The organism is Thermosynechococcus sp. QKsg1 (assembly GCF_031586415.1).
Classification (GTDB): domain Bacteria; phylum Cyanobacteriota; class Cyanobacteriia; order Thermosynechococcales; family Thermosynechococcaceae; genus Thermosynechococcus.
In genome coordinates, this window is the sequence record NZ_CP134200.1 from 1,271,462 (window position 1) to 1,292,147 (window position 20,686).

Genomic DNA, 20,686 nt, shown 5'->3' on the forward strand with positions numbered 1-20,686 from the left:
CAATGGGGGATAAGCCCTATACCAAGATTCCGATTGCAGAGTGTGGGGAACCCCTAGCGCCTATTCCACCTACCTTTCTGCGGCTGCAACCCCATCCCTATCAAAGCCGAGGTGCCCCCTATGGCAAAGCCTCTCCCTTTTGGTTGCGGGTGGGGGTCATTGCTGCCCTTGAGCGCGCCCAAGCGTTCCTAGAACCTTACGGCTGGCAACTGGCGATTTTTGATGCCTATCGCCCAATTGCGGTACAGCAGTTCATGGTGGCGCATACCTTTGCTACCCTCTGTCAAGAACGGGGGTATGATGCGCAGCAACTTGAGCCAGCGATCGCCCGCGAGATTTGGCAACAGGTTGATCAATTTTGGGCGGTGCCCAGTTCAGACCCCCAGCAACCACCCCCCCACAGTACCGGCGCTGCCGTTGACCTTACCCTCGCTGACCCCGCAGGCCATCCCTTGGAGATGGGGGGTGTCATTGATGAAATTTCTGAACGTTCTTTTCCCGATTTTTACGATCGCCATCCTGAAGAGACCCATGCCGCTTGCTTTGCCCAACGCCGCCAAATTCTCTATCAGGCAATGCGCCATGCAGGCTTTCAGCGCCATCCCAATGAGTGGTGGCACTTTTCCCTTGGGGATCAGTTGTGGGCTTGGCAAACGCAGCAACAGACTGGCCAGCGGGACATCCTCGCTCGCTATGGCCGCATCGATCTTTAAGGCTAGCTAATCCCTTAGAGCTTGTTGAGATTCAACCCCGCTTCTTTGGCAAATGCACTCAGGCCTTTGCGCTCAAGGGTTTTAATGGCTTTGGTAGAGAGGCGCAGCCGCACCCAACGGTTGCCTTCTGGCCACCACACCCGTTTCCATTGCAAATTCACTTCTTGCAGTTTTTTCGTCCGCCGGTGGGAGTGGGAAATAGCGTAGGCGTTATTGGCTTTTTTTCCAGTCAGTTGACAAACGCGGCTCATTGGTTTTCTCCCCTGCAAGGCAATGTGATGCAAAATAACCAAGACTTCTAGCGTAACATATTCCGCCGAGAAGCACACGGCCTATTTGAAGGTTTCCTTGAGGACGGTGCGGGCCGCCAAGTGATTGCGGGTGGTGGTTAAAATTTCTGCTTCCCGCAGTAGGCGATCGTAGGTGGATTGTAGCTCTAGAAGACGTTGCTGCTCCTGAGCGACACCGCGAAAATTACTGGCAATCCAATAGGACAGTTCAAGGGCAGCCGTGGGCACATCGGGGGGCAGCTCCATGGGTTGCTCGGTCAACTTCGCTGAAAGGCGCACCACATCCTCAAGAAGTTGCCGCACTTCCTTGGCCAAGGGGCGCAGATCAATGCTGGTGGGTTCATCCTCAATCCACTCCACTAGTCCAACGCGGTAGGGTTTTTCGCGCACGTAGTCCAAGATGCGAAACCGCTGCTGACCCAAGGAATCAATGAGCATGCGATCATCGGGAAGCCGTTCGTAGCGACGCACTTCCGCACAACAGCCCACCGTGGCTGGCCGTCCCGTCTGTGGATCCCACATCACGATGCCAAAGCGGCGATCGCTCTCAAGAATCGTATTCATCATGATGCGGTAGCGAAATTCAAAAATGTGGAGTGGCAGGGGTCGCCCCGGAAAGAGCACAACATCCGGCAAGGGAAAAATGGGGAGTTCGCGAACGGCAATGGACGAAAAAGCCATAATGACAGCGCACAGAAGCCAATGCTTCTATCGTACCGTACTTTGCAGGCTTCCTAGGATGCGGAACCGGGGACTTGAACCCCGAAGTCCTTGCGGACACTAGAACCTGAATCTAGCGCGTCTACCAATTCCGCCAGTTCCGCTCGTGTAGATTTTGGTCAGCGATCCTTTATTATCTTGGGTTTGGTGGAGTTCTGTCAACTCATTATTTCATCTTGCCTCGGAAGGTGAGCACAAAGGGCTGACCATCCAATTGACCATTGCCCGCCAAGTTGAGAATGGACTGCTGACCGCCATAACGAATATTGAGGGTGCCATTGGCATCGGCCATACCAGAACTGGTCAAGCGAATCCGCAGATTGTAGGCATCCTGCTGCATGACGTTACCAGAGAAGCCAATATAGTTGCCATCCGCCAGTTGCATATTAATATCCGCCACCTTTTGCGGATCAATGGCAATGCTCATAAACGTTACTTTTTGGTTCGGGCGGCCACTGATGCGAAATAGACCCTCGCCCATATCAGCATAGAAGGTGGTGCCTGCGGGTTGGGCTTGCTGAGCGACCATTGCGGGCACTTGGGGGGCGATCGCGTAGGTGTGCGCCCCAACGCTGAGGGCAAGAAGGGTTGCTGCAATAATGCTGTTGCTCACGGGAAGTTCCTAAGTTCCTATAAGTTCATGCTTATCCTGACGCTCAAAAAGTGTGAATGGCACCCAAACAGCCGCATCCTGCAATAGGACTTCATATTGTTCAGCTCGGATCGGTTCGCTCGATTTATAGCCGTTCAAGGGGTGTCAGCCGGGGATCCACCACCTTTTGCCCGCGACGTGGGAAACGAATCGCCAAGGAGAGCTTCGAGCCAGTGTTAAAGACATGGGTAATTTCCCCTTCGCCATAGACAGGATGGAGAATGCGATCGCCCACCCGCCAAGGAGAGGCAGCAGCCTTGCTCAACCGTGCGGGGGATAGCTTCGTGACAGCAGCCATTTTGGGTCGTCGTTGAACATTCCCTGTCAGCAGTTCTGGGGGTAGCTCTGTCAAAAATTGCGAAGGAATCGTATCTTCACTGCCACCGTAGCGGCGACGGCTTTGGGCAAAGGTGAGAAAGAGTTGTTCTTGGGCACGGGTGATGCCGACATAGCAAAGGCGGCGTTCTTCTTCAAGGGCCATGGGGTCGTTGAGACTGCGGAAGTTGGGAAAGAGTCCCTGCTCCATGCCCACCAAAAAGACAACGGGAAATTCTAGCCCCTTAGCGGCATGCAAGGTCATCAGGGAAACGACGCCCTCTCCCTCCTGCAAGGTATCCAAATCCGAGGCAAGGGCAGAACTGTTGAGAAAATCGCTGAGGCTTGCCCCCTCGTTTTCTTCGCTAAATTGCTGGGCAGCGTTAACCAATTCCATTAGGTTTTGCAGTCGCTCTAGGCTTTCGTCAGTGCCTTCGTTTTCGAGTTCGCGGCGGTAGCCTGTCTCTTCAATCACGGTTTTCACTAGTTCAGGCAATTCAATGTCGTCCACTAGCGATCGCAGGCGGGTCATGAGGGTCACAAACTGCTGCACGGCACGACTGGCTCGCCCGGCCAAGGGCGTCATGGATTCGGTATCGGTAATTAAATCCCACAGGGAAATGCCAAGGGTTTGCGCGGCGTCACTGAGGCGATCCAAACTGGTTTTGCCAATGCCGCGTCGTGGCACGTTGATAATTCGCCGCAGACTCACGGTGTCTTGGGGGTTTTGCAGCAGCCGCAAATAAGCGAGAACATCCTTGACTTCCTTGCGCTCATAGAATTTGAGACCACCAACCACGGTGTAGGGAATGTTGGCACGCACTAAGGCCTCCTCAAAGGGGCGCGATTGGGCGTTGGTGCGGTAGAGAATGGCAAACCGTCCCCATTGGGGTTCGAGGGATTGACTGCCCAAGGCTTTGATGGTTCGGGCAACAAAATCGGCTTCATCGGTTTCAGTGTGGCAACACTCGCAGTGAATGGGAGCGCCTTCTCCTTTGGTGGGACGCAGCACTTTATCAATGCGTTCGTTGTTGTGCTCAATGAGATGATTGGCGGCCTGCAAAATGTTGGCTGTGGAGCGATAGTTTTCTTCCAACTTAATCATTGTGCGGCTGTGGTTATCGGGCAGGCGATCGCCAAAATCCTGTTGGAAATTCATCAGGATAGTGAAATCAGCGCAGCGAAAGGAATAAATGGACTGATCCACATCGCCGACGACAAAAATCGAGCGATCGCCCCAATTCTGAAACTGTTGCGGTGGCGTACCATTGGTGGCCAGTAGCCGAATGAGATTGTATTGGGTGCGGTTGGTGTCTTGGTACTCATCCACCAGAATATGTTGGAATTGCTGATGCCAATACTCAAGGCGCTCAGGGTGCTGTTGTAGCAGCTGCACCGTTCGCAAAATCAAATCATCAAAGTCAAGGGCGTTATTCTGGGCAAGGGTTGCCTCATAGCGACGATAAACTTCTGCGGCCACCCGGCCAGCGGGCGATCGCTGTTCCTGCTCCAATTGATCGGGGCTTAGCCCTCGGTTTTTGGCATGGCTAATTTTGTAGCGGATACCGCGCGGATCATGCTTGCGCTCATCGAGATTGAGTTCCGCAGTGGCAATTTCCTTAATCAGGCTTTGCACATCTGACTCATCAAAAATGGTGAAATGCCGCGTCCAGCGATACCCTTGGGGATGTTGATAGGCCTCTATTTCCAAGCGCAGGAGTCGGGCACACAGGCTGTGGAACGTGCCAATCCAAAGGGACTTCGTGTAGGTTTGATAGACTCGCGATCGCACCCGCTGTTGTTCGAGGGGAGAGAGATCCAGCCAGTCTCGCCTGTAGAGTTGCTGAGCCACCTCTTGACCAAAGAGAGCTTCAAGCCGCTCCTTCATTTCGCGGGCGGCCTTATTGGTAAACGTCACCGCCAAGATATTTTCTGGTGCCACCTGATGCTGGCGAATCAAATGGGCAATGCGATAGGTGAGCGTGCGAGTTTTCCCGGAACCGGCGCCTGCCACCACCAACATCGGGCCACAATAGTGCTCCACCGCCCGCCGTTGTGATGGATTCAGTCCTGCCAGAAAATCCCTACTCATTTGCTGCTACGCCCATTCGCCTAAAGTTTTATGATACCTGCTATGACCAGCCAACGGGTTAGCCCCCCATCCGCCAGTACTGCGGGCATCACAGCATCAGACGGCGATGGGTTGACCCTCCTGCCAGCCTTGGGTTTGAGGCGATATCATCCCACAGGGGATCTCGGGCACTGTAGAGGAGTTCGCGCTCCAACAGCGCATTGATGAGCATTGATTGCCAGCACTAAAAGGCCCCGCAAAAACAATCTCAAATGTTGGCGAAACCACCTTGCGCAGGGAAGTTTGAACTGGCGTAATATCATAAGGAGCGCAGCTTGGGTTCCGCATTCAACAGCTCAAGGAGGCGATCGCAATCCGCTTGCAAATTGGGGCAGGTGTTGAGGAGGTCGCTCATAGCAAAGAAGCACAAACTATTGTCAGCAACAGCCTAACATAGCTCTCCTAGCCTCCCCTAGGTGGTGGATGTTAATTTTTTTTGCGATTTTGCTCCCCTCTAAACCCGAGAACCCCTCAGGTTACAATGAGAATCCATCTTACCCATCACACTCTATGGACAGCGTCCACTGGCAGCAGGTTCACCACTACACTGACATCCTGTACCACAAAACGACGGGCATTGCCAAAATTACGATTAACCGTCCCCACAAGCGCAATGCCTTTCGTCCCCAAACCATTGTCGAAATGAGTCAGGCCTTTGAGGATGCCCGCAACGATCCCACGATTGGCGTTGTCTTGCTCACCGGGGCAGGCCCCCACACCGATGGTAAGTATGCCTTTTGTGCGGGTGGTGACCAAAGTATTCGGGGTGAGGCAGGCTATCTGGATGATCAGGGGGTAGCACGGCTGAATGTGCTGGATCTGCAACGGCAAATTCGCTCCCTGCCAAAGGTGGTGATTGCCCTTGTGGCCGGCTATGCCATTGGCGGTGGCCATGTGCTGCACTTGGTCTGTGACCTCACCATTGCTGCTGAGAATGCCATTTTTGGTCAAACGGGGCCACGGGTGGGTAGTTTTGATGCGGGGTTTGGTGCCAGTTATCTTGCCCGCATTGTCGGCCAGAAAAAAGCGCGCGAAATTTGGTTTCTCTGTCGACAATATACAGCTCAGGAAGCCTTAGCGATGGGTCTAGTCAATGCTGTTGTCCCCGTTGAGGAGCTGGAGGCGGAGGGGATCCGCTGGGCGCAAGAGATTCTCACCAAAAGTCCCTTGGCCATTCGCTGCTTGAAGGCGGCCTTTAATGCCGATTGTGATGGTCAAGCCGGCCTACAGGAATTAGCTGGCAATGCAACCTTGCTGTACTACCTCACTGAAGAGAGTACCGAGGGCAAAAACGCCTTTTTGGAAAAACGTTCCCCCAACTTTCAGCAGTTCCCTTGGCGCCCCTAAGGGATGCGCTAGAGTAGGAGCATGTGGCATTGGGAGAGTTCGCCATGTGTATCTGTGTTAACTGCGCCCTTGTGGATCGCTGCACCACATACTATGCCGTTGAAGAGCAGCACCAACAGCCCCATCTGACCCTCACACCAGACTTTGACCCGATTGAGCCGACGATCAATATCAACATCCGTACCCAAGGGGAAGAGATTCTCTTGGAGTGGGATGTGGTTGGTTGTGCCAGTTTTGTCGAAGAACAGGGACGGTGGGCAAAACTGCGTCCAGGAGAATTGATTCCCACCTAAATCTGATGGTTAGCCGGCGATCGCGGCAAATCGCGGCAATTTGATGTTCTCTTCTAGCGGCACTCATGGGACAAAGCCGGCTAAGACAACAGCTTGATCTATTTCTGCACGCACCACAGGTAGAAATTAGCCTGCTGGTTTTGCTCCTACTATGGGTACTTTTAGTGGTGGTCGATCTTTTCTGGGTACAGCCCGGCCACCCTAATTTTTTTCTGATGCTGGCGGATTTGCCCCTACGGCTGTGCTTTGTTGTTGAGTTATTCCTACGCTTTGCGATCGCCCGCAAAAAGCAACGATTTTTCCGCCACTACTGGCTTGATCTAGTCGCGATTTTACCGATGCCGCCCCAGTGGCCCCTGTTTCGTCTGCTGCCCCTTTTGCGCCTACCCCGTGCCTCGATTTTGATCAATCGCAACCTACACTACATTTCTCCCCAGATTTCTGGTCTCTACGGTGCCCAAATTTCAGCACTGTTAATCATTGTGTTGATCATGCTCTTTGGGGGACTGGCTTTTTATATTATCGAAGGAACCTCAAACCCAGACATCGAGACCCTTGGGGATGCCCTGTGGTACAGCTTCTTTTCCTTAGTGTCCGCCGAACCCATTGGTGCCTATCCCAAAACCCATGCCGGGCGGATCATTACCCTAGTGGTGGTTTTGTCGGGGCTGACTTTGTTTGCAGTGTTTACAGGGGTGGTGTCTGCCTTCATGGTGCAACGGTTGCAATCAGTCATGAGCATTAAGAACTTTGACTTGGATGAGTTGCGCAACCACATTATTCTCTGTGGCTGGAATCGCAGTGCCCCCCTAGTGTTGCAGGAGTTGCAAACCGATCCCCAAACCCGCCATGCACCGATTGTCATTGTTGCTGAACTTGAACAGTTGCCCTTGAGTGAGTTGCGGAGAGTAGATCAAAATCGCCTCTACTTTTATTCGGGAGACTATACCCGCATTGACGTTTTAGAGAAGGTGCAGATTTACCACGCCTCCCGTGCCATTCTCTTGGCGGATACCAGCCAGCCCCGCAGTGATCAAGACCGCGATGCCCGAACGGTTCTCGCTGCACTGACCATGGAAAAACTCAATCCAACGATTTACACCTGTGCCCAGCTTTTGGATCGCAATAATAATGTGCAACTTCAGGCGGCAGGGGTGGAAGATGTGGTGGTGGCTGATGAAATGGCGGGTCACCTGATTGGCAATGCAGTACGCAATCAAGGGGCGATGGATGTTTTTGCGGAATTGCTAACAGTACAGGTGGGAAACCAATTTTATCGGCTGCCTTTGCCGTCAACGCTGGCAGGCAAAACCTTTTGGCATGCGCAACGACACCTCAAGGAGCAGTACGATGCCCTCTTAGTTGCTGTGGAACGTCGCATTGAGGGGCGTCGCCAGACGGAGATTAACCCACCAATGGACTATGAGCTGCAAGGGGGGGACTATGTGGTTGTGATTGCGCGGCAGTATCCACAGTGGGGATAAGCTCATGGAAATTTCCTCGCAAGTAGAATTACCTTTTCCCCGCGAGCACGTCTATCGCACCTATCGCGATCGCCTGCCTGAGTTAGTCAACTGGATGCCCAATGTGCGTAAAATTGAGGTGCAAGAGCGCAGGGAACAGCCTGAGATCTTAGAGATGGTTCTGGTCTGGCATGGGGGTGGCGAAATTCCGGCAGCGGCTCGGGCACTGCTGAGTGAGGCAATGCTCTCGTGGACGGACTACACCCATTGGGACGATCGCGACTATCTTACTCGCTGGCGCATTGCACCCCATGCCTTTACCGAGGCCATTGACTGCCAAGGGGAAAATCAATTCATTGCTGTGGGTGACTCAACCATTGTCACCAGCCGGGGGCATTTGCATATCGATCCCAAACGCATTGCCGGTGTTCCCTCCTTTTTGGCAGGCATCATTGCCCGCGCAGTTGAGGAGTACCTAGGCCAGCGCATTGAACCCAACTTTCAGCAGTTGGCGGCCAGTGTCGCAGCATTTTTGCGTGCTCAAGGATAACGATCAGCGATGAAAATTTTAGAGCAAACGGACTATCGCTTGCGCTTGCGGGAACGCCCTTTGCTGAGTTGGTTTATGGGTGGGGTGTTTGCTCTTGTACCTACGTTGATGCTCAGCTTCTTTCCTGTTGCAGAAATTTACTGCCAACGCCAAACCCTACCCTATGAATGTATTGCCACCACAACCTCTTTCGTGAGCCAAGAGCGGGTGAAAATTCCGCTTCCTCTACTGCGACAGGCAAAGTTGGAGGACTACATTGACAGCGAAGGCGATCGCATGTACCGCGTTGTTCTTGAAGTAGCGGGTAACTCAACCATATTAGGCGTTGCCTCCTCGGAGCCGGGCGATCGCGCCGCCATGGTGCAGCAAATTAATCAGTTCTTAGCCAATCCCAATCAAACCGAACTTTCAGCGCGTGTGGACGATCGCTGGCTCATTGGGATCATTGCGGGGGTGTTCTTTCTGGTAGGGATGAGTTTCATTTCTTTCGCATCCGTCTTAACACTGGATTTGGATCGGGGCAGTGGCACCTTGACGATTCTCCATGCAAATTTTTTCCGCCGCACTCAGAAGGAATTGCACTTGCGCGCGATCAGGGACATTGCGATTGAAAGCTCCGTGGATTCCGATGGCGATCGCCTCTATCGCGTTGTGGTACACCTCACTTCTGGCGAGACAGTTCCCCTGCGGCAGTACTACAGTAGCGGCTATGACAGCAAGAAAAAACTCGCTAATCTCCTGCGGCAGTTTCTCTATCTGCCACCTCTATAAGTCGTCCTGCGAGTGTGGCGCTGGCCTGTTGATTACACTGAAGATGATGGCATAATGCATTCACGGTCGGTGGGGTTTTGCCCTCAATTATCACTATGCAACCAACGGATCCAACAAAGTTTACTGATAAAGCATGGGAAGCCATTGTTAAGTCCCAAGATGTGGCACGGGAATATCGCAGCCAATATCTGGAAACAGAGCACTTGATGATTGCCCTCCTGCGGGAGGAGGGACTGGGGCAACTGATCTTTGAACGGGCCGATATTGACACTGAATGGGTGCTCAAGCGGCTGATGGAGTTTGCTAAGCAGCAGCCCCGCGTGCCAACGGGGAGCGAACTTTACTGTGGCCGTAGTTTGGATGCCCTGCTTGATGAAGCCAACCGCCTGCGCCAAGAGCACGAGGATCAGTTTATTTCGGTTGAGCATCTTGTCCTCGCATTTGTGGGCGATCGCCGCATTGGTCAACGTCTGTTCCGCGCTTTGAATTGCGATCGCGAGCAGTTGGCGGCCACCGTCAAAGCGATTCGCGGCGCCCAAAAAGTCCTAGACCAAAACCCCGAAAATAAATACGCTGCCCTTGAAAAGTACGGTCGCGATCTCACCGAAGCAGCCCGCCAAGGCAAACTGGATCCCGTCATTGGCCGCGATGAAGAAATTCGCCGCGTCATTCAAGTGCTCTCCCGCCGCACCAAAAATAATCCCGTGCTCATTGGTGAACCGGGTGTAGGTAAAACCGCCATTGCCGAAGGCCTTGCCCAGCGGATTATCAATGGCGATGTGCCAGAATCCTTGAAAAATCGGCGGTTGATCTCCCTTGATCTGGGGAGTTTAGTAGCGGGTGCCAAGTTTCGCGGTGACTTTGAAGATCGCCTCAAGGCGGTTCTCCATGAAGTGACCCATTCCGACGGTCAAATTGTTCTCTTTATTGATGAATTGCACACCGTGGTTGGTGCCGGTGCCAATCAAAACTCCTCAATGGATGCCAGCAACCTCCTGAAGCCGATGTTGGCGCGGGGCGAACTGCGCTGTATTGGTGCCACCACCCTAGACGAGTACCGCAAGCATATTGAGAAGGATGCTGCCCTCGAGCGTCGCTTCCAGCAGGTGTATATTGGCCAACCCAGCGTTGAGGATACGATCTCAATTTTGCGCGGCCTCAAGGATCGCTACGAAATTCACCACAACGTCAAAATTACTGACTCGGCACTGGTGGCAGCGGCGATGCTTTCGGATCGCTATATTAGCGATCGCTTTTTACCCGACAAGGCCATTGATTTGGTAGATGAAGCGGCGGCCAAACTGAAAATGGAAATCACCACCAAGCCTGCTGAACTGGAAGCCCTTGAGCGGCGACTGCGGCAACTGGAGATGGAAAAACTCTCCCTCAAACAGGAAGAAAGTCTGCCCCTGAGCCAAGCGCCACTCCAAGCCACCCGCGATCGCCTGCAGCGCATCGAAGAGGAAATTGCCCAACTGCAACCGCGACAACAGGCCATGCAAGCCCGCTGGCAAGCCGAAAAAGACCTCCTAGAGCGGATCAACAGCCTCAAAGAAGAGGAAGATCAGGTAAAGCTGCAAATCGAGCAAGCGGAGCGGGACTACAACCTCAACAAAGCTGCTCAACTTAAATATGGTCGCCTCGAGACGCTGCAACGGGAATTGGAAAGCACCGAAGCGCAACTCTTGGAACTTCAGGCCGAAGGTGGCACCTTTTTGCGCGATCAAGTCACCGAAGCCGACATTGCTGAAATTGTTGCCAAGTGGACGGGAATTCCGCTGCAAAAACTCATGGCCTCAGAACGGCAAAAACTCCTGCAACTGGAACAAGTCCTCCATCAGCGGGTGATTGGTCAAACTGATGCCGTGGCCGCCGTGGCCGCAGCGATTCGCCGAGCGCGAGCCGGCATGAAAGACCCTGCCCGTCCCATTGGTTCCTTTCTCTTTATGGGACCTACGGGGGTGGGCAAAACAGAACTGGCCCGTGCTCTTGCCGAAGCCCTCTTTGATGATGAAAATGCCCTTGTGCGCATTGATATGTCGGAGTACATGGAAAAACACGCCGTCTCCCGCATGATTGGCGCACCACCGGGGTATGTGGGCTTTGACAGTGGCGGGCAACTGACGGAAGCGATTCGCCGTCGTCCCTATGCCGTAGTTCTGTTTGATGAGGTGGAAAAAGCCCATCCGGAAGTCTTTAATGTGCTCTTGCAGGTGCTCGATGATGGCCGCGTCACTGATTCTCAAGGGCGAACGGTAGACTTCCGCAATACCGTGATCATTATGACCAGCAACTTGGGCAGCGAGCATATTTTAGATTTGGCCGGGGATGACAGTCGCTATGAGGAAATGCGCCAACGGGTACTCCAAAGCGCGCAACAGTATTTTCGGCCTGAGTTTCTCAACCGCATTGATGATTTGATTCTCTTCCATGGCCTAGGGCGGACTGAACTGGCACAGATTGCTCAAATTCAACTGCGACGGGTGGAGAAACTCCTTGCGGATCAAAAAATTCGCCTGCGCCTCACCCCGGCAGCGCTAGATCATTTGGTGGCGGTGGGCTTTGATCCAGTCTATGGGGCACGTCCTCTGAAACGCGCCATTCAACGGGAATTGGAGAACCCCCTCGCCGTGAAGATCCTTGAAGAGGTCTTTGCACCCGGCGATACGATTTTGGTAGATTTGGTCAATGGTGAGTTGACCTTTAGCCCTGCCAACCTTGCAGGTGCAGGCGATCGCGACACCGTCACCGCCTCCTAAGCCTTCAGTAACCGACTCGACAGGAAAGAAGCGTGAAAGTTATTACCATTTATCACAACAAGGGTGGTGTGGGGAAAACTACTGTTGCTGTCAACTTAGCGGCTGCCTTTCGTTGTCGGGAAAAGCGGGTTTTGGTCATTGACATGGACTCTCAAGCCAATACGACCTTTGCCACTGGCTTAATGAGTTTTCTGTTTGAAGAGGAGGATACACTGCGGGATGCTCATATCTTCCATGTGCTCAGATATGCCGATGAGTATCCCATTGCAAAAGTGGTTAGGAAATCCCAGTCTTTTAATCACCCAGAAATTGATGTTGTCCCTGCCCATATTGATTTAGTGAGCATTGAAACCCGTGATCTACTGAAGGAGATTGATGCCATTCATCTACAACTGCTTATGAAGTTAGAAGCACTCAAGGATGCCTACGATATTGTCATCATAGATGCACCGCCAGCTTGGGATCTCTACGCCGAAATTGCCCTGATTGCCTCAGATTATCTAATTATTCCCTCAGATTTTAAGCCCTTTGCCAATCAAGGCCTAAAGTACGTCATATCGTTTGTTAAAGATATTAATCGACGATTTGCAGACTTGCGGGTAAAGTTGGGTAAAAAACCCTTAGATATTGTGGGAATTTTGCCCTCAAAAATTCATGGCCGAACTAGGAATTCAAGTAAGTTTATTGCTGTTCAAGAAGCAATTACGAATAAGTATTCTCTGAAAATTCTAGAGACAATTATCACCGAATCTGTTGACTTATCCAATAGCCTCAATCGCGTGACTGCCAGTGGCGATAGTGAAATACCAGCCCCCCAATCTATTTTTCGCTTTAAGCCCAATTCAAATTCGGCTCGTGAATTTAATCATCTAGCAGATGAAATTAATTGGATGACGCAATCCTAGTCAACCCTAAAATGCAATGGTCAATAGCAAACGTATTCAATTGACAGCGATTGAACTGAGCCCTGACCTTGTGCCCGCAGATCAGGGAAGGATCGAGGAACTGGCTAGTTCAATTCTCAAAGCAGGTATCTGTTTTCCACCGCTAGTGGTACGGCGTTTGGGCGATCGCTTAGCCTGTCATCGCTTCAAACTCTTGTCAGGTCATCAGCAGTATTATGCTGCCCAAAAAGCCAATCTTAAAGAAATCAATGCCCTGATTCTTGAGGAAAACGACACGCTAGAAATAGAAACTGCCATCCTCAGTCAAATTCAGTCTAACTCCACAATTTCTGAAGTAACAGAAGCACAAAACCAAGAACAAACTACAGAGCCTTTAGCTTTTGACTCACCAGCGAGCAACTCCAACGGAAACCTTACCAAGACACTCCTTCAGCAGCTTCTAGAGCACAATCAAGCTATTTTTCAGTCCCTAAAAGAAATGGAGGCAGCCTTAGTAAACATCAATGCCAAACTGGATAGCTTACCACGGTCACAAGTGTCACTGTCTACACCAACAACAATGCTATCAGCCTCCTCGGCAGATCGCAACCAACCTCAGTTAAAAATACGCTTGCTTAATCAAGGTTCCGAAGCTGAAATCCAACAGTGGCTTATAAATGCAGGAGTAAGTAAAAAAAGCAGTCGAAAATATATCAAAAAGATTATTGAATCTCGTACTCAATCTCCCTTTCAGTCTCTCATTCATCTTAAAGAAATTTTGAAACTGAAGTCTCAGACCCTTGCAAAACTCGAAAAGTGCCCTGTACCAGCAAGTTTGAGTTTTCCTCTCTAGGCCGTGCCAGTTAACCATTGGCCACCGCACAATCCAACTGTTGCTCCCACAGCAAGGGCGATCGCTGGGTGCCATTTGAGGCGCGTAATCGCCACAAGGGAAAAGACCAAGAGCACGCTATTGAGAATGAGACTGACGGGCTGATCGAGGTGGAGAATGGCAGGCGCAAGATTAATTGCTGCTGACAACACCATACCCACCACCGCAGGATTGACCCCTGCCAAAAATTGCTTCACCCGTTGGAGATGCTTCACCACTTGATAGTAGTGGGCAAGAGCAAACATCAATAATAGGGAGGGCAAAAATAAGGCCACCGTTGCCAGAAGAGCACCACCAATACCAGCAACACGGAATCCCGCAAAAGTGGCAATGACAGCGATCGGCCCTGGGGTCAATTGACTAATAGCCACACCATCAATAAATTCCTGCTGCGTTAGCCAATGCAACTGATCGATCAACAGTTGTTTCAGCACCGGGATCAGGACAAAGCCACCACCAAAGAAAACAATGCCCACTTTGAGGAAGGTAAGCACTAGGGTCAGCCACTGAACGGGTTGAGAAGAGGCAGTGGCCATTTGGGCAGCTTGGTGGGGTAGGGTCTGGATCGCTAGGGGTAAGCCAACGAGGGCGGATTTTTGGGAAGTTTGGAGTTTTGTGGTTTTTGTCGGTGGGCTGAGTTGGAGAATGAGACCAATGATGCCGCCACTGCCAAGGATGAGCAAGGGATTGATGTGGGTCAAACTGCCGAGACAGGCCGCAATGGCGATCGCGATCGTTACCGTCGAGCGCACAGACTTTTGCCCCATTGACCAGACTGCTGCCAAGATAATGCCAATGACCACTGGCGTTAGCCCCGCTAGGGCACCTTGCAACGAGGGAATCGTATGAAACCCAAAATAGAGCCAAGATAGTAAAATCACCGCCACCACAGACGGCAGCAGAAAGGTCAGACTACCCAACAGACCACCCCAAAATCCATGGAGACGATAGCCAATAAAGAGCGCCGTATTGACCGGGAACGATCCTAGGATTTGGCTGAGGGCAACCCCGTGCAGAAATTCATCAATGGCCAAGAGCCGCCGTCGCTTAACAAACTCATTTTCCATGAGGGCGATCATGGCAATTCCACCGCCAAAGCCAATACTGCCCAGTTTCAGAAATACAGCGGTCATTTCCCAGAGATTCAGAGGCAGGGGGGACGACGACTCTTCCTCGGACTCCAGCATGGCTTGTTCCCTCGCGATGGCTGTAGCTAATTATATTTTCTTATATTGCCATATAGTTAAACAACAAACAAGAGGGGGTAACGGCAATTGTGGATAAGGTAAAAAATGTGAAACAAACCTTGACAGGGTTTTGGCGCTTAATTTAGGATTTTGGCTAAATTATATTAGCCACAAAACTTCTTGCAAAAATTTAGACTATGCTCGACAAGTTCTCTAAATCACCGACCTACCTAAAGACTATGACCGCTATTGGCATCGTGGGTCTAATTTTTACTCTAATTGAAGAAAAAAGTAGTGAAAAAAAAGGAGATACAACGGCTGTAGAAGAGGCTAGGAAGCTAAGGGAGTTTATTACCAAAGCTACAGCACGGAATTTAATTAAATTGCTTTGGAATAATAACAATCCTTAAGAGTTAAGGAACCCTGTCCATCAATCAAGGCGCCAAGTACTGTATCTCTACAGGATCATTGACCTTAAGTCCCAATTCAGCGGCGCGGCCACCCGCCAGCTCTAAAACGGCATCCACGGGAATCCCGGATTCGTAGGTGGGGCAAGGGAGTGTTTGACAAGGGGGAGCTTCGGGGGCGATCGCCACTACTTTACCGTCCCTGAGAAAAATCAAGTCAAGGGGAATAAGGCAGTTCTTCATCCAGAAGCTGGCCACTTGAGGCGGAGAGATGGGAAACAGCATCCCGCGATCGCCCGGCAATTCAGGACGAAACATCAAGCCCAACTGCTGCTGTGCCGGCGTGCGCGCCACTTCCAACTGAATCCATGTATCGTGAATGCGTGCCTTGGCCGTAATGGGTAGATATTGCGGAATGCCGCGAACCATTTGCGGGGGTGCGGCCGGATCCCCTTGGCTCAGACTTTGACAGCCCAGCAGTAACCCCAACGTGACCAATCCCAGAACCAACCCGCGCATCTTACGCTTCACGGAGAACATAGCCCACTCCTCGCACTGTGTGAATTAACCGTTTTTCGCCATCGGGTTCAATCTTCAACCGCAGATAGCGAATATAGACTTCAATGACGTTGGATTCTCCCAAAAAGTCATAGCCCCAGACATTTTCTAAAATTTGCTCACGGGTAAGGACTTCGCGGGGATGCTCCATGAGAAACTTCAGTAGTTCATACTCCTTCATCGTTAGATCGATCGTGCGCCCATTGCGCTCCGCCCGCCGCGTCAAGAGATCAAGGGTCAAATTATCAAATCGCAACACCTCACTTTGGGTGACTGGCGGCTTCAGATAAAGCTGAATCATTTGCAAAAAGGGCTTGGGACTATAGGGCAGCAGTAGGTAATCATCGGCACCCGACTCCAGCACCGCCACCCGATCCTCTAGGCGATCGCTCTCCAGCATCAGTAGAATTGGCAAACTAATCCCCTGCTGGCGCAACCGCTGGCACAACTCCATACTGTTGAGCCGCCCCAAATAGCGGTCCATGATGATCAGGGCAGGCTGCCATTCTGCGCAGGCCAAGTGACATTCCTTTTCCGTTGTTGCAATCACAGGGTCATAGCCTGCGGCTTGGAGGTCTTGCCCCATGCGCTGTGACAAGTGGTTGTCAGCGCAGACCAAAAGTAAACGTGAAGGGGGAGAATTTAGCTCCATCTCAATCATCCCTACTATGAAGATCTTACTTTCAGCTTATGCCTTGTGGGAAAATGTTCAAAAATGCGCCCGTAGCTCAGCGGAATAGAGCACTCGCCTTCTAAGCGATTGGTCGTTGGTTCGAGTCCAACCGGGCGCGTCTAACCTGCTATCGTTGATGGGGAGCGTATTGGAGTGCAAGAATCCTCGCAATGAGTCCTAAATATCGCCGCGTATTGCTCAAATTGAGCGGTGAAGCCCTCATGGGCAACCTGAACTACGGCATTGATCCAAAAGTGGTGCAGGCATTTGCCAACGAAATTGCTCAGGTGGTGCAAGCGGGAGTTCAAACTGCCATTGTGGTGGGGGGTGGCAATATCTTTCGCGGTGTGAAAGGAGCGGCTGCTGGCATGGATCGGGCGACCGCAGACTACATCGGTATGATTGCCACCGTTATGAATGCCCTGACCCTGCAGGACGCCCTCGAACAAATGAATGTCCCTACGCGGGTACAAACTGCCATTGCTATGCAGGAGGTAGCCGAACCCTATATTCGTCGTCGTGCCATTCGTCATCTGGAAAAGGGACGGGTGGTCATCTTTGGAGCCGGGTCAGGGAATCCCTTTTTTACCACCGACACAACAGCCGCCCTGCGAGCTGCTGAGATTGATGCCGAAGTGATTTTCAAAGCCACCAAAGTCGATGGCGTCTATGATGCCGATCCCCACAAAAATCCCGATGCGCGTCGCTACCGCACTCTCACCTATACCCATGCCCTCACCCACAACTTGGCGGTGATGGACAGCACAGCGATCGCCCTGTGTAAAGATAATGATATCCCCATTATTGTGTTTAGTTTAGAAACAGCCGGTAACATCTACCGCGCTTTGACTGGGGAACCCATTGGTACGATGGTTGGAGGCTCCTGTGAAATTAGCTGACGTCGAAGAGCGGATGCAAAAATCGGTTGAAGCAACCCAGCATGACTTTAATAGTATCCGCACGGGTCGCGCCAACGCGGCGTTATTAGACCGGGTGATGGTGGACTACTACGGCACGGAAACCCCCCTGCGCTCCTTGGCCAATATCTCTACCCCCGATGCAACCACGATTTTGATTCAACCCTACGATCGCTCCACATTGGCCAGCATTGAAAAAGCCATTCAACTCTCTGACTTAGGGTTGACGCCCAACAACGATGGCTCCAGTGTGCGCCTCAATATTCCACCCTTGACCACAGAGCGACGCAAAGAACTGGTGAAAACCGCCGCCAAAATTGCCGAAGGGGGCAAAGTTGCCATTCGCAACATTCGCCGCGATGCCATTGACCACATCAAAAAGGAGGGTAAAGCCGGAGAACTCACTGAAGACGAGGTAAAGGATTTGCAAGAGAAGGTGCAAAAGCTCACCGATAAATACATCGGTAAAATTGATGCCCTGCTCGCCGAGAAAGAAAAGGACATTATGACCGTATAGGCTAGGTGCCCGGCGAGTGCCGCAGTTCGGGACTCAGGTGCGATCGCTCCGCAAGGGCAAGGAGCAATGGCCCACGGGAGGTATATTCGACAATACTGACACTGGCTACTGGGGCAGCAATGCGATCGCGAAATCGTCCCACATCAATACCCAGAAGACCACAGAGCATAATCCGAATGGTGGCCTTGTGGGAAACCAGCAGAACATTGCCGTCGGGATACTCCCGCTCAATTTCTAGGAGAACGGCATTACTGCGGTAGTAGATGTCAATCCCCCGCTCACCCCCTGTGGGGGCATTCCAGCCCGGATCCGCCAGCCAGCGCACATAGTCATCGTGGAACTTGGCATTCACCTCTTCCGGGGAGAGGCCTTCCCACTGACCATAGTAAATTTCCCGCAGACCATCGCGAACCTGCATCTGGAGACCGACGCGATCGCACAAAAACTGTGCCGTGGTTCGCGTGCGCAACGTGGGACTGACAAAGACGGCTTGCCAAGGCAACTGAGCATAGTGTTCGGCAAAGGCCTCAGCCATCGCTAGACCGGCATCCGTTAAGGGTGGATCCAGTTCTCCACAGTAGGCATTGGCGCGACTAAAGCTAGTTTGCCCGTGGCGCAAGAAATAGAGTGTTAAGACCACAACCTTCACCCCATACCGCTAGGGGCAGCATAGTCGAGGGGCACAAAGCTCGTCAACGCTGAGTCGTGTCCAATACACTCAATGTAACGCCTTGGTAATAATGCCCCAAAATTTGGTCGTAGGTGTAGCCCTGTAATGCCATACCGTAAGCCCCCCATTGACTCATGCCCAAGCCATGACCGTGACCTCGGCCAGTCATTGTAAAGGCCACTGGCACACTGTGCCCCCCTTGACTGGCCACATTGCCATACTCTGGCGTAATTGTCAGTAGGGTACTGCGCAATCCCAACACCCGCCGTAGTTCACTGCCTGAAATGGTGCGGCTACCCGCTGTGCCCACCACTTGCACTGCCATGACTCGCCCTTGGGGGGACAATTGCAAGGGGCGAAAGCCAACGATGGTACCAATACCGGGGAGGCGTTGTTGCAGTTGTGCCGCGGTGAAACGCACCGTCCACTGAAAGTTGGGGGAGACTTGGTCAAAGTCAGGGGTACCGCGCAGGTAGGGAACGGCATTTTGCCAAATGTGCTCTGAATTTTCAGTGTGACCCCCTGAGGAGGCATGGAAGACGGCTTCAATGATTTGGCCATTGTAGGTGAGCACTTGACCGCGGGTGGCGGCAACGGCAGCTAGGGTACTGGCGGTTTCTGAACTGACCCCCGGATACACCTGATGGGTGACGGTGGCACCCACATCAAAAAGACTACCGGGACGACGGCGTTCGCGATCGCGCCGAAAGAGGACAAAGGAACGGGAGGCCACCGCTTGAGCTTTGAGGGCTTCCAGCGGCCAAGAGGGATACATTTCCTTACCAACGACACTGGGCAGATACTCCTCTAAATCCACAAGGTTGATGGCGATCATCCCCTCACTGGTACTCACCAATTGCAACCGCCCGCGATACCAGCGATCGCCCACCCGGACGAGGCCATTGTCTCGAGGTTCGAGGAAAACTTGCCGCCCCCGCACACCCCCTGCTTGTACCCCCGCCCCCGTCAGAACCGCCGTAATATTCTGCTGCGGTGCCACTGTCAGCACCCGACCCGCCTCATCCCGTAATTGCGCTGGGGTGGAGCTACTAATTGTTACTTGACGTACCCGATCTAAAACCGCGACCCGCAATTCCACTGCTGCGGCCGTCAGTTGTAGGAGCAGGCTGATCAAGCAGCCAAGACCCAGCGACTGCGACAGAAGACGCCAACGCACAATGAGGTAAGGCATATTCTACTCCTCAGGTAGGCGGCAATGGTGACGATGCCTAGCGGTGCTCGCGCAGACCACTCCAACCAATGGTAATAAAGCCCACTGCCAATAGAAAACTACGAATGCCTACCCTTAGACGATTCACAAAGGCTTCCTGTTGCGCTCGATTCACCGCTTCTTGTTGCTGGTTGCGGATGCGCTCCCGTGCCTGACCCGCTTGTTTATCAAGGGCTTGGGGGTCTTTTTGTAACTGCTCGAGAATCGCCCGTTGATCGGGGGGGAGTTGATTGCTTTTCAGGAGTTGCTCCAGTTGACCGCTACTGGCCAGTTGTTTAATTTGCTGCTGTTCCTGCTCAACCCGAATTTCTGCCTGTGCCGCCTCTTGATTGATTTGGTTGACCGCCTGTTCCATAATTTGCCCCGTAATCGATAGGTAGAGGGGAATCCCCAGCAGGCAGAGCAATCCTAGCAAACTCGAGAGGACAAAGACCCAAAATCGCCAATCCTTGAGGGCAGGTTCCCCCGGCTCCGGCTGCGTCGTACTGCCAGAAACCGCTTGAATCCAAAAGCCAGTGTAGATAAAGACAAACCCAATCAAGGGGGTGGCACCGCGCTCAATGAATTGGTTGACGACCGTGAGTTGCCACTGGCTGTTATTGAACTGGGGAGTAATAAAGAGGATACCCCACTCGACCAAGAAGGTGAGGAGCAGGATGATTCCCACCAGTTTTAGGAACTGAGCCGCCAAGGGGACAGGTCGCTTGGTTGATTTGGAAGCGGTCATGGACTGTGAGTGACTCGTC

Annotated in this window: 21 protein-coding genes, 2 tRNA genes and 1 pseudogene; 12 read left to right on the forward strand and 12 right to left on the reverse strand. The window is 52.3% G+C overall.

The features are described 5' to 3' along the window. Positions 1–2: 2 nt before the first annotated feature. Positions 3–713: a M15 family metallopeptidase gene (locus RHP47_RS06400; protein WP_149819229.1), complete on the forward strand. Its 711-nt coding sequence runs from the start codon at positions 3–5 to the stop codon at positions 711–713. 14 nt (positions 714–727) lie between these two features. On the opposite strand, the gene rpmB is transcribed toward RHP47_RS06400, so the two are convergent. The 6 genes and pseudogenes from rpmB to RHP47_RS13035 form a co-directional block, all read right to left on the reverse strand. Continuing rightward, a complete protein-coding gene (rpmB, locus tag RHP47_RS06405; protein ID WP_149819231.1) occupies positions 728–964 on the reverse strand; it encodes a 50S ribosomal protein L28 in 237 nt (78 codons plus the stop codon). Between the two features lie 81 nt (positions 965–1,045). After that, positions 1,046–1,684 (reverse strand): LON peptidase substrate-binding domain-containing protein, encoded by a 639-nt coding sequence (locus tag RHP47_RS06410; protein WP_149819234.1) that lies wholly within the window; start codon positions 1,682–1,684, stop codon positions 1,046–1,048. A 59-nt stretch (positions 1,685–1,743) separates the two neighbouring features. Next, a tRNA-Leu gene (locus tag RHP47_RS06415) sits at positions 1,744–1,827 on the reverse strand. A gap of 62 nt (positions 1,828–1,889) precedes the next feature. Then, positions 1,890–2,336 (reverse strand): hypothetical protein, encoded by a 447-nt coding sequence (locus RHP47_RS06420; RefSeq protein WP_310841348.1) that lies wholly within the window; start codon positions 2,334–2,336, stop codon positions 1,890–1,892. Positions 2,337–2,460: 124 nt separating this feature from the next. Next, complete coding sequence (gene pcrA / locus RHP47_RS06425; protein ID WP_310841350.1) at positions 2,461–4,782, reverse strand: DNA helicase PcrA; 2,322 nt, start codon at positions 4,780–4,782, stop codon at positions 2,461–2,463. 166 nt (positions 4,783–4,948) lie between these two features. After that, a pseudogene (locus tag RHP47_RS13035) lies at positions 4,949–5,176 on the reverse strand (hypothetical protein); the annotation flags it as partial. Positions 5,177–5,331: 155 nt separating this feature from the next. Here RHP47_RS13035 and menB point away from each other — a divergent pair. The 8 genes from menB (at position 5,332) to RHP47_RS06465 (ending at position 13,741) form a co-directional block, all read left to right on the forward strand. After that, positions 5,332–6,168 carry a 1,4-dihydroxy-2-naphthoyl-CoA synthase gene (gene menB, locus RHP47_RS06430; protein ID WP_310841351.1) on the forward strand — a complete coding sequence of 279 codons (837 nt, stop codon included), beginning with the start codon at positions 5,332–5,334 and terminating at the stop codon, positions 6,166–6,168. A 44-nt stretch (positions 6,169–6,212) separates the two neighbouring features. Beyond that, the gene (locus RHP47_RS06435; RefSeq protein WP_149819240.1) at positions 6,213–6,461 is read left to right on the forward strand and encodes a Ycf34 family protein; all 249 of its coding nucleotides are present in this window, start codon (positions 6,213–6,215) and stop codon (positions 6,459–6,461) included. A gap of 65 nt (positions 6,462–6,526) precedes the next feature. Further along, positions 6,527–7,945: a TrkA-related ion transporter gene (locus tag RHP47_RS06440; RefSeq protein WP_190278273.1), complete on the forward strand. Its 1,419-nt coding sequence runs from the start codon at positions 6,527–6,529 to the stop codon at positions 7,943–7,945. Positions 7,946–7,949: 4 nt separating this feature from the next. Continuing rightward, on the forward strand, positions 7,950–8,474 hold the full coding sequence (locus RHP47_RS06445) for an SRPBCC family protein (protein WP_286649978.1): 525 nt from the start codon (positions 7,950–7,952) through the stop codon (positions 8,472–8,474). A gap of 9 nt (positions 8,475–8,483) precedes the next feature. Continuing rightward, positions 8,484–9,245 carry a hypothetical protein gene (locus RHP47_RS06450; RefSeq protein WP_286649979.1) on the forward strand — a complete coding sequence of 254 codons (762 nt, stop codon included), beginning with the start codon at positions 8,484–8,486 and terminating at the stop codon, positions 9,243–9,245. Between the two features lie 95 nt (positions 9,246–9,340). Further along, on the forward strand, positions 9,341–12,004 hold the full coding sequence (gene clpB, locus RHP47_RS06455) for an ATP-dependent chaperone ClpB (protein ID WP_310841356.1): 2,664 nt from the start codon (positions 9,341–9,343) through the stop codon (positions 12,002–12,004). A 32-nt stretch (positions 12,005–12,036) separates the two neighbouring features. Beyond that, a complete protein-coding gene (locus tag RHP47_RS06460; protein WP_310841357.1) occupies positions 12,037–12,909 on the forward strand; it encodes an AAA family ATPase in 873 nt (290 codons plus the stop codon). Positions 12,910–12,949: 40 nt separating this feature from the next. Beyond that, positions 12,950–13,741 carry a ParB N-terminal domain-containing protein gene (locus tag RHP47_RS06465; protein WP_310841358.1) on the forward strand — a complete coding sequence of 264 codons (792 nt, stop codon included), beginning with the start codon at positions 12,950–12,952 and terminating at the stop codon, positions 13,739–13,741. Here RHP47_RS06465 and chrA read toward each other — a convergent pair. The 3 genes from chrA to nblR form a co-directional block, all read right to left on the reverse strand. After that, entirely contained in the window at positions 13,738–14,967 is a 1,230-nt protein-coding gene (gene chrA, locus RHP47_RS06470) for a chromate efflux transporter (RefSeq protein WP_310841359.1), read from the reverse strand. The two genes, RHP47_RS06465 and chrA, sit on opposite strands and share 4 nt — an antisense overlap. A gap of 434 nt (positions 14,968–15,401) precedes the next feature. Further along, the gene (locus tag RHP47_RS06475; RefSeq protein ID WP_149819253.1) at positions 15,402–15,914 is read right to left on the reverse strand and encodes a DUF192 domain-containing protein; all 513 of its coding nucleotides are present in this window, start codon (positions 15,912–15,914) and stop codon (positions 15,402–15,404) included. Then, a complete protein-coding gene (gene nblR / locus RHP47_RS06480) occupies positions 15,895–16,584 on the reverse strand; it encodes a response regulator transcription factor NblR (protein ID WP_286627120.1) in 690 nt (229 codons plus the stop codon). Before nblR ends, RHP47_RS06475 begins: the two co-directional genes overlap by 20 nt. A gap of 65 nt (positions 16,585–16,649) precedes the next feature. Between nblR and RHP47_RS06485 the strand changes: the two genes are divergently transcribed. From RHP47_RS06485 to frr, 3 genes are all read left to right on the forward strand, one after another. Next, positions 16,650–16,723, forward strand: a tRNA-Arg gene (locus RHP47_RS06485). Positions 16,724–16,775: 52 nt separating this feature from the next. After that, complete coding sequence (pyrH, locus tag RHP47_RS06490; RefSeq protein ID WP_310841360.1) at positions 16,776–17,504, forward strand: UMP kinase; 729 nt, start codon at positions 16,776–16,778, stop codon at positions 17,502–17,504. Next, on the forward strand, positions 17,491–18,039 hold the full coding sequence (frr, locus tag RHP47_RS06495) for a ribosome recycling factor (RefSeq protein ID WP_149819259.1): 549 nt from the start codon (positions 17,491–17,493) through the stop codon (positions 18,037–18,039). Before pyrH ends, frr begins: the two co-directional genes overlap by 14 nt. Before the next feature lies 1 nt (position 18,040). Here the strand turns inward: frr and RHP47_RS06500 are convergent, their stop codons facing one another. Genes RHP47_RS06500 through RHP47_RS06510 form a run of 3 tightly spaced genes read right to left on the reverse strand, consistent with a single transcriptional unit; the run spans position 18,041 to position 20,667 of the window. After that, positions 18,041–18,679, reverse strand: a complete 639-nt coding sequence (locus tag RHP47_RS06500; RefSeq protein ID WP_149819261.1) for a histidine phosphatase family protein — start codon at positions 18,677–18,679, stop codon at positions 18,041–18,043. Between the two features lie 52 nt (positions 18,680–18,731). Then, positions 18,732–19,901: a SpoIID/LytB domain-containing protein gene (locus RHP47_RS06505; protein ID WP_310841361.1), complete on the reverse strand. Its 1,170-nt coding sequence runs from the start codon at positions 19,899–19,901 to the stop codon at positions 18,732–18,734. A 37-nt stretch (positions 19,902–19,938) separates the two neighbouring features. After that, the gene (locus RHP47_RS06510) at positions 19,939–20,667 is read right to left on the reverse strand and encodes an HpsJ family protein (RefSeq protein ID WP_149819265.1); all 729 of its coding nucleotides are present in this window, start codon (positions 20,665–20,667) and stop codon (positions 19,939–19,941) included. Positions 20,668–20,686: the final 19 nt, after the last annotated feature.

What these genes read in the sequence shown, in the direction of transcription:
- chrA (WP_310841359.1), bottom strand. Translation starts at nt 14,967, where the DNA reads ATGCTGGAGTCCGAGGAAGAGTCGTCGTCCCCCCTGCCTCTGAATCTC.
- RHP47_RS06400 (WP_149819229.1), top strand. Translation starts at nt 3, where the DNA reads ATGGGGGATAAGCCCTATACCAAGATTCCGATTGCAGAGTGTGGGGAA.
- RHP47_RS06475 (WP_149819253.1), bottom strand. Translation starts at nt 15,914, where the DNA reads ATGTTCTCCGTGAAGCGTAAGATGCGCGGGTTGGTTCTGGGATTGGTC.
- menB (WP_310841351.1), top strand. Translation starts at nt 5,332, where the DNA reads ATGGACAGCGTCCACTGGCAGCAGGTTCACCACTACACTGACATCCTG.
- RHP47_RS06505 (WP_310841361.1), bottom strand. Translation starts at nt 19,901, where the DNA reads ATGCCTTACCTCATTGTGCGTTGGCGTCTTCTGTCGCAGTCGCTGGGT.
- RHP47_RS06510 (WP_149819265.1), bottom strand. Translation starts at nt 20,667, where the DNA reads ATGACCGCTTCCAAATCAACCAAGCGACCTGTCCCCTTGGCGGCTCAG.
- clpB (WP_310841356.1), top strand. Translation starts at nt 9,341, where the DNA reads ATGCAACCAACGGATCCAACAAAGTTTACTGATAAAGCATGGGAAGCC.
- RHP47_RS06450 (WP_286649979.1), top strand. Translation starts at nt 8,484, where the DNA reads ATGAAAATTTTAGAGCAAACGGACTATCGCTTGCGCTTGCGGGAACGC.
- RHP47_RS06435 (WP_149819240.1), top strand. Translation starts at nt 6,213, where the DNA reads ATGTGTATCTGTGTTAACTGCGCCCTTGTGGATCGCTGCACCACATAC.
- rpmB (WP_149819231.1), bottom strand. Translation starts at nt 964, where the DNA reads ATGAGCCGCGTTTGTCAACTGACTGGAAAAAAAGCCAATAACGCCTAC.
- nblR (WP_286627120.1), bottom strand. Translation starts at nt 16,584, where the DNA reads ATGGAGCTAAATTCTCCCCCTTCACGTTTACTTTTGGTCTGCGCTGAC.
- RHP47_RS06440 (WP_190278273.1), top strand. Translation starts at nt 6,527, where the DNA reads ATGGGACAAAGCCGGCTAAGACAACAGCTTGATCTATTTCTGCACGCA.
- RHP47_RS06445 (WP_286649978.1), top strand. Translation starts at nt 7,950, where the DNA reads ATGGAAATTTCCTCGCAAGTAGAATTACCTTTTCCCCGCGAGCACGTC.
- pyrH (WP_310841360.1), top strand. Translation starts at nt 16,776, where the DNA reads ATGAGTCCTAAATATCGCCGCGTATTGCTCAAATTGAGCGGTGAAGCC.
- pcrA (WP_310841350.1), bottom strand. Translation starts at nt 4,782, where the DNA reads ATGAGTAGGGATTTTCTGGCAGGACTGAATCCATCACAACGGCGGGCG.
- RHP47_RS06410 (WP_149819234.1), bottom strand. Translation starts at nt 1,684, where the DNA reads ATGGCTTTTTCGTCCATTGCCGTTCGCGAACTCCCCATTTTTCCCTTG.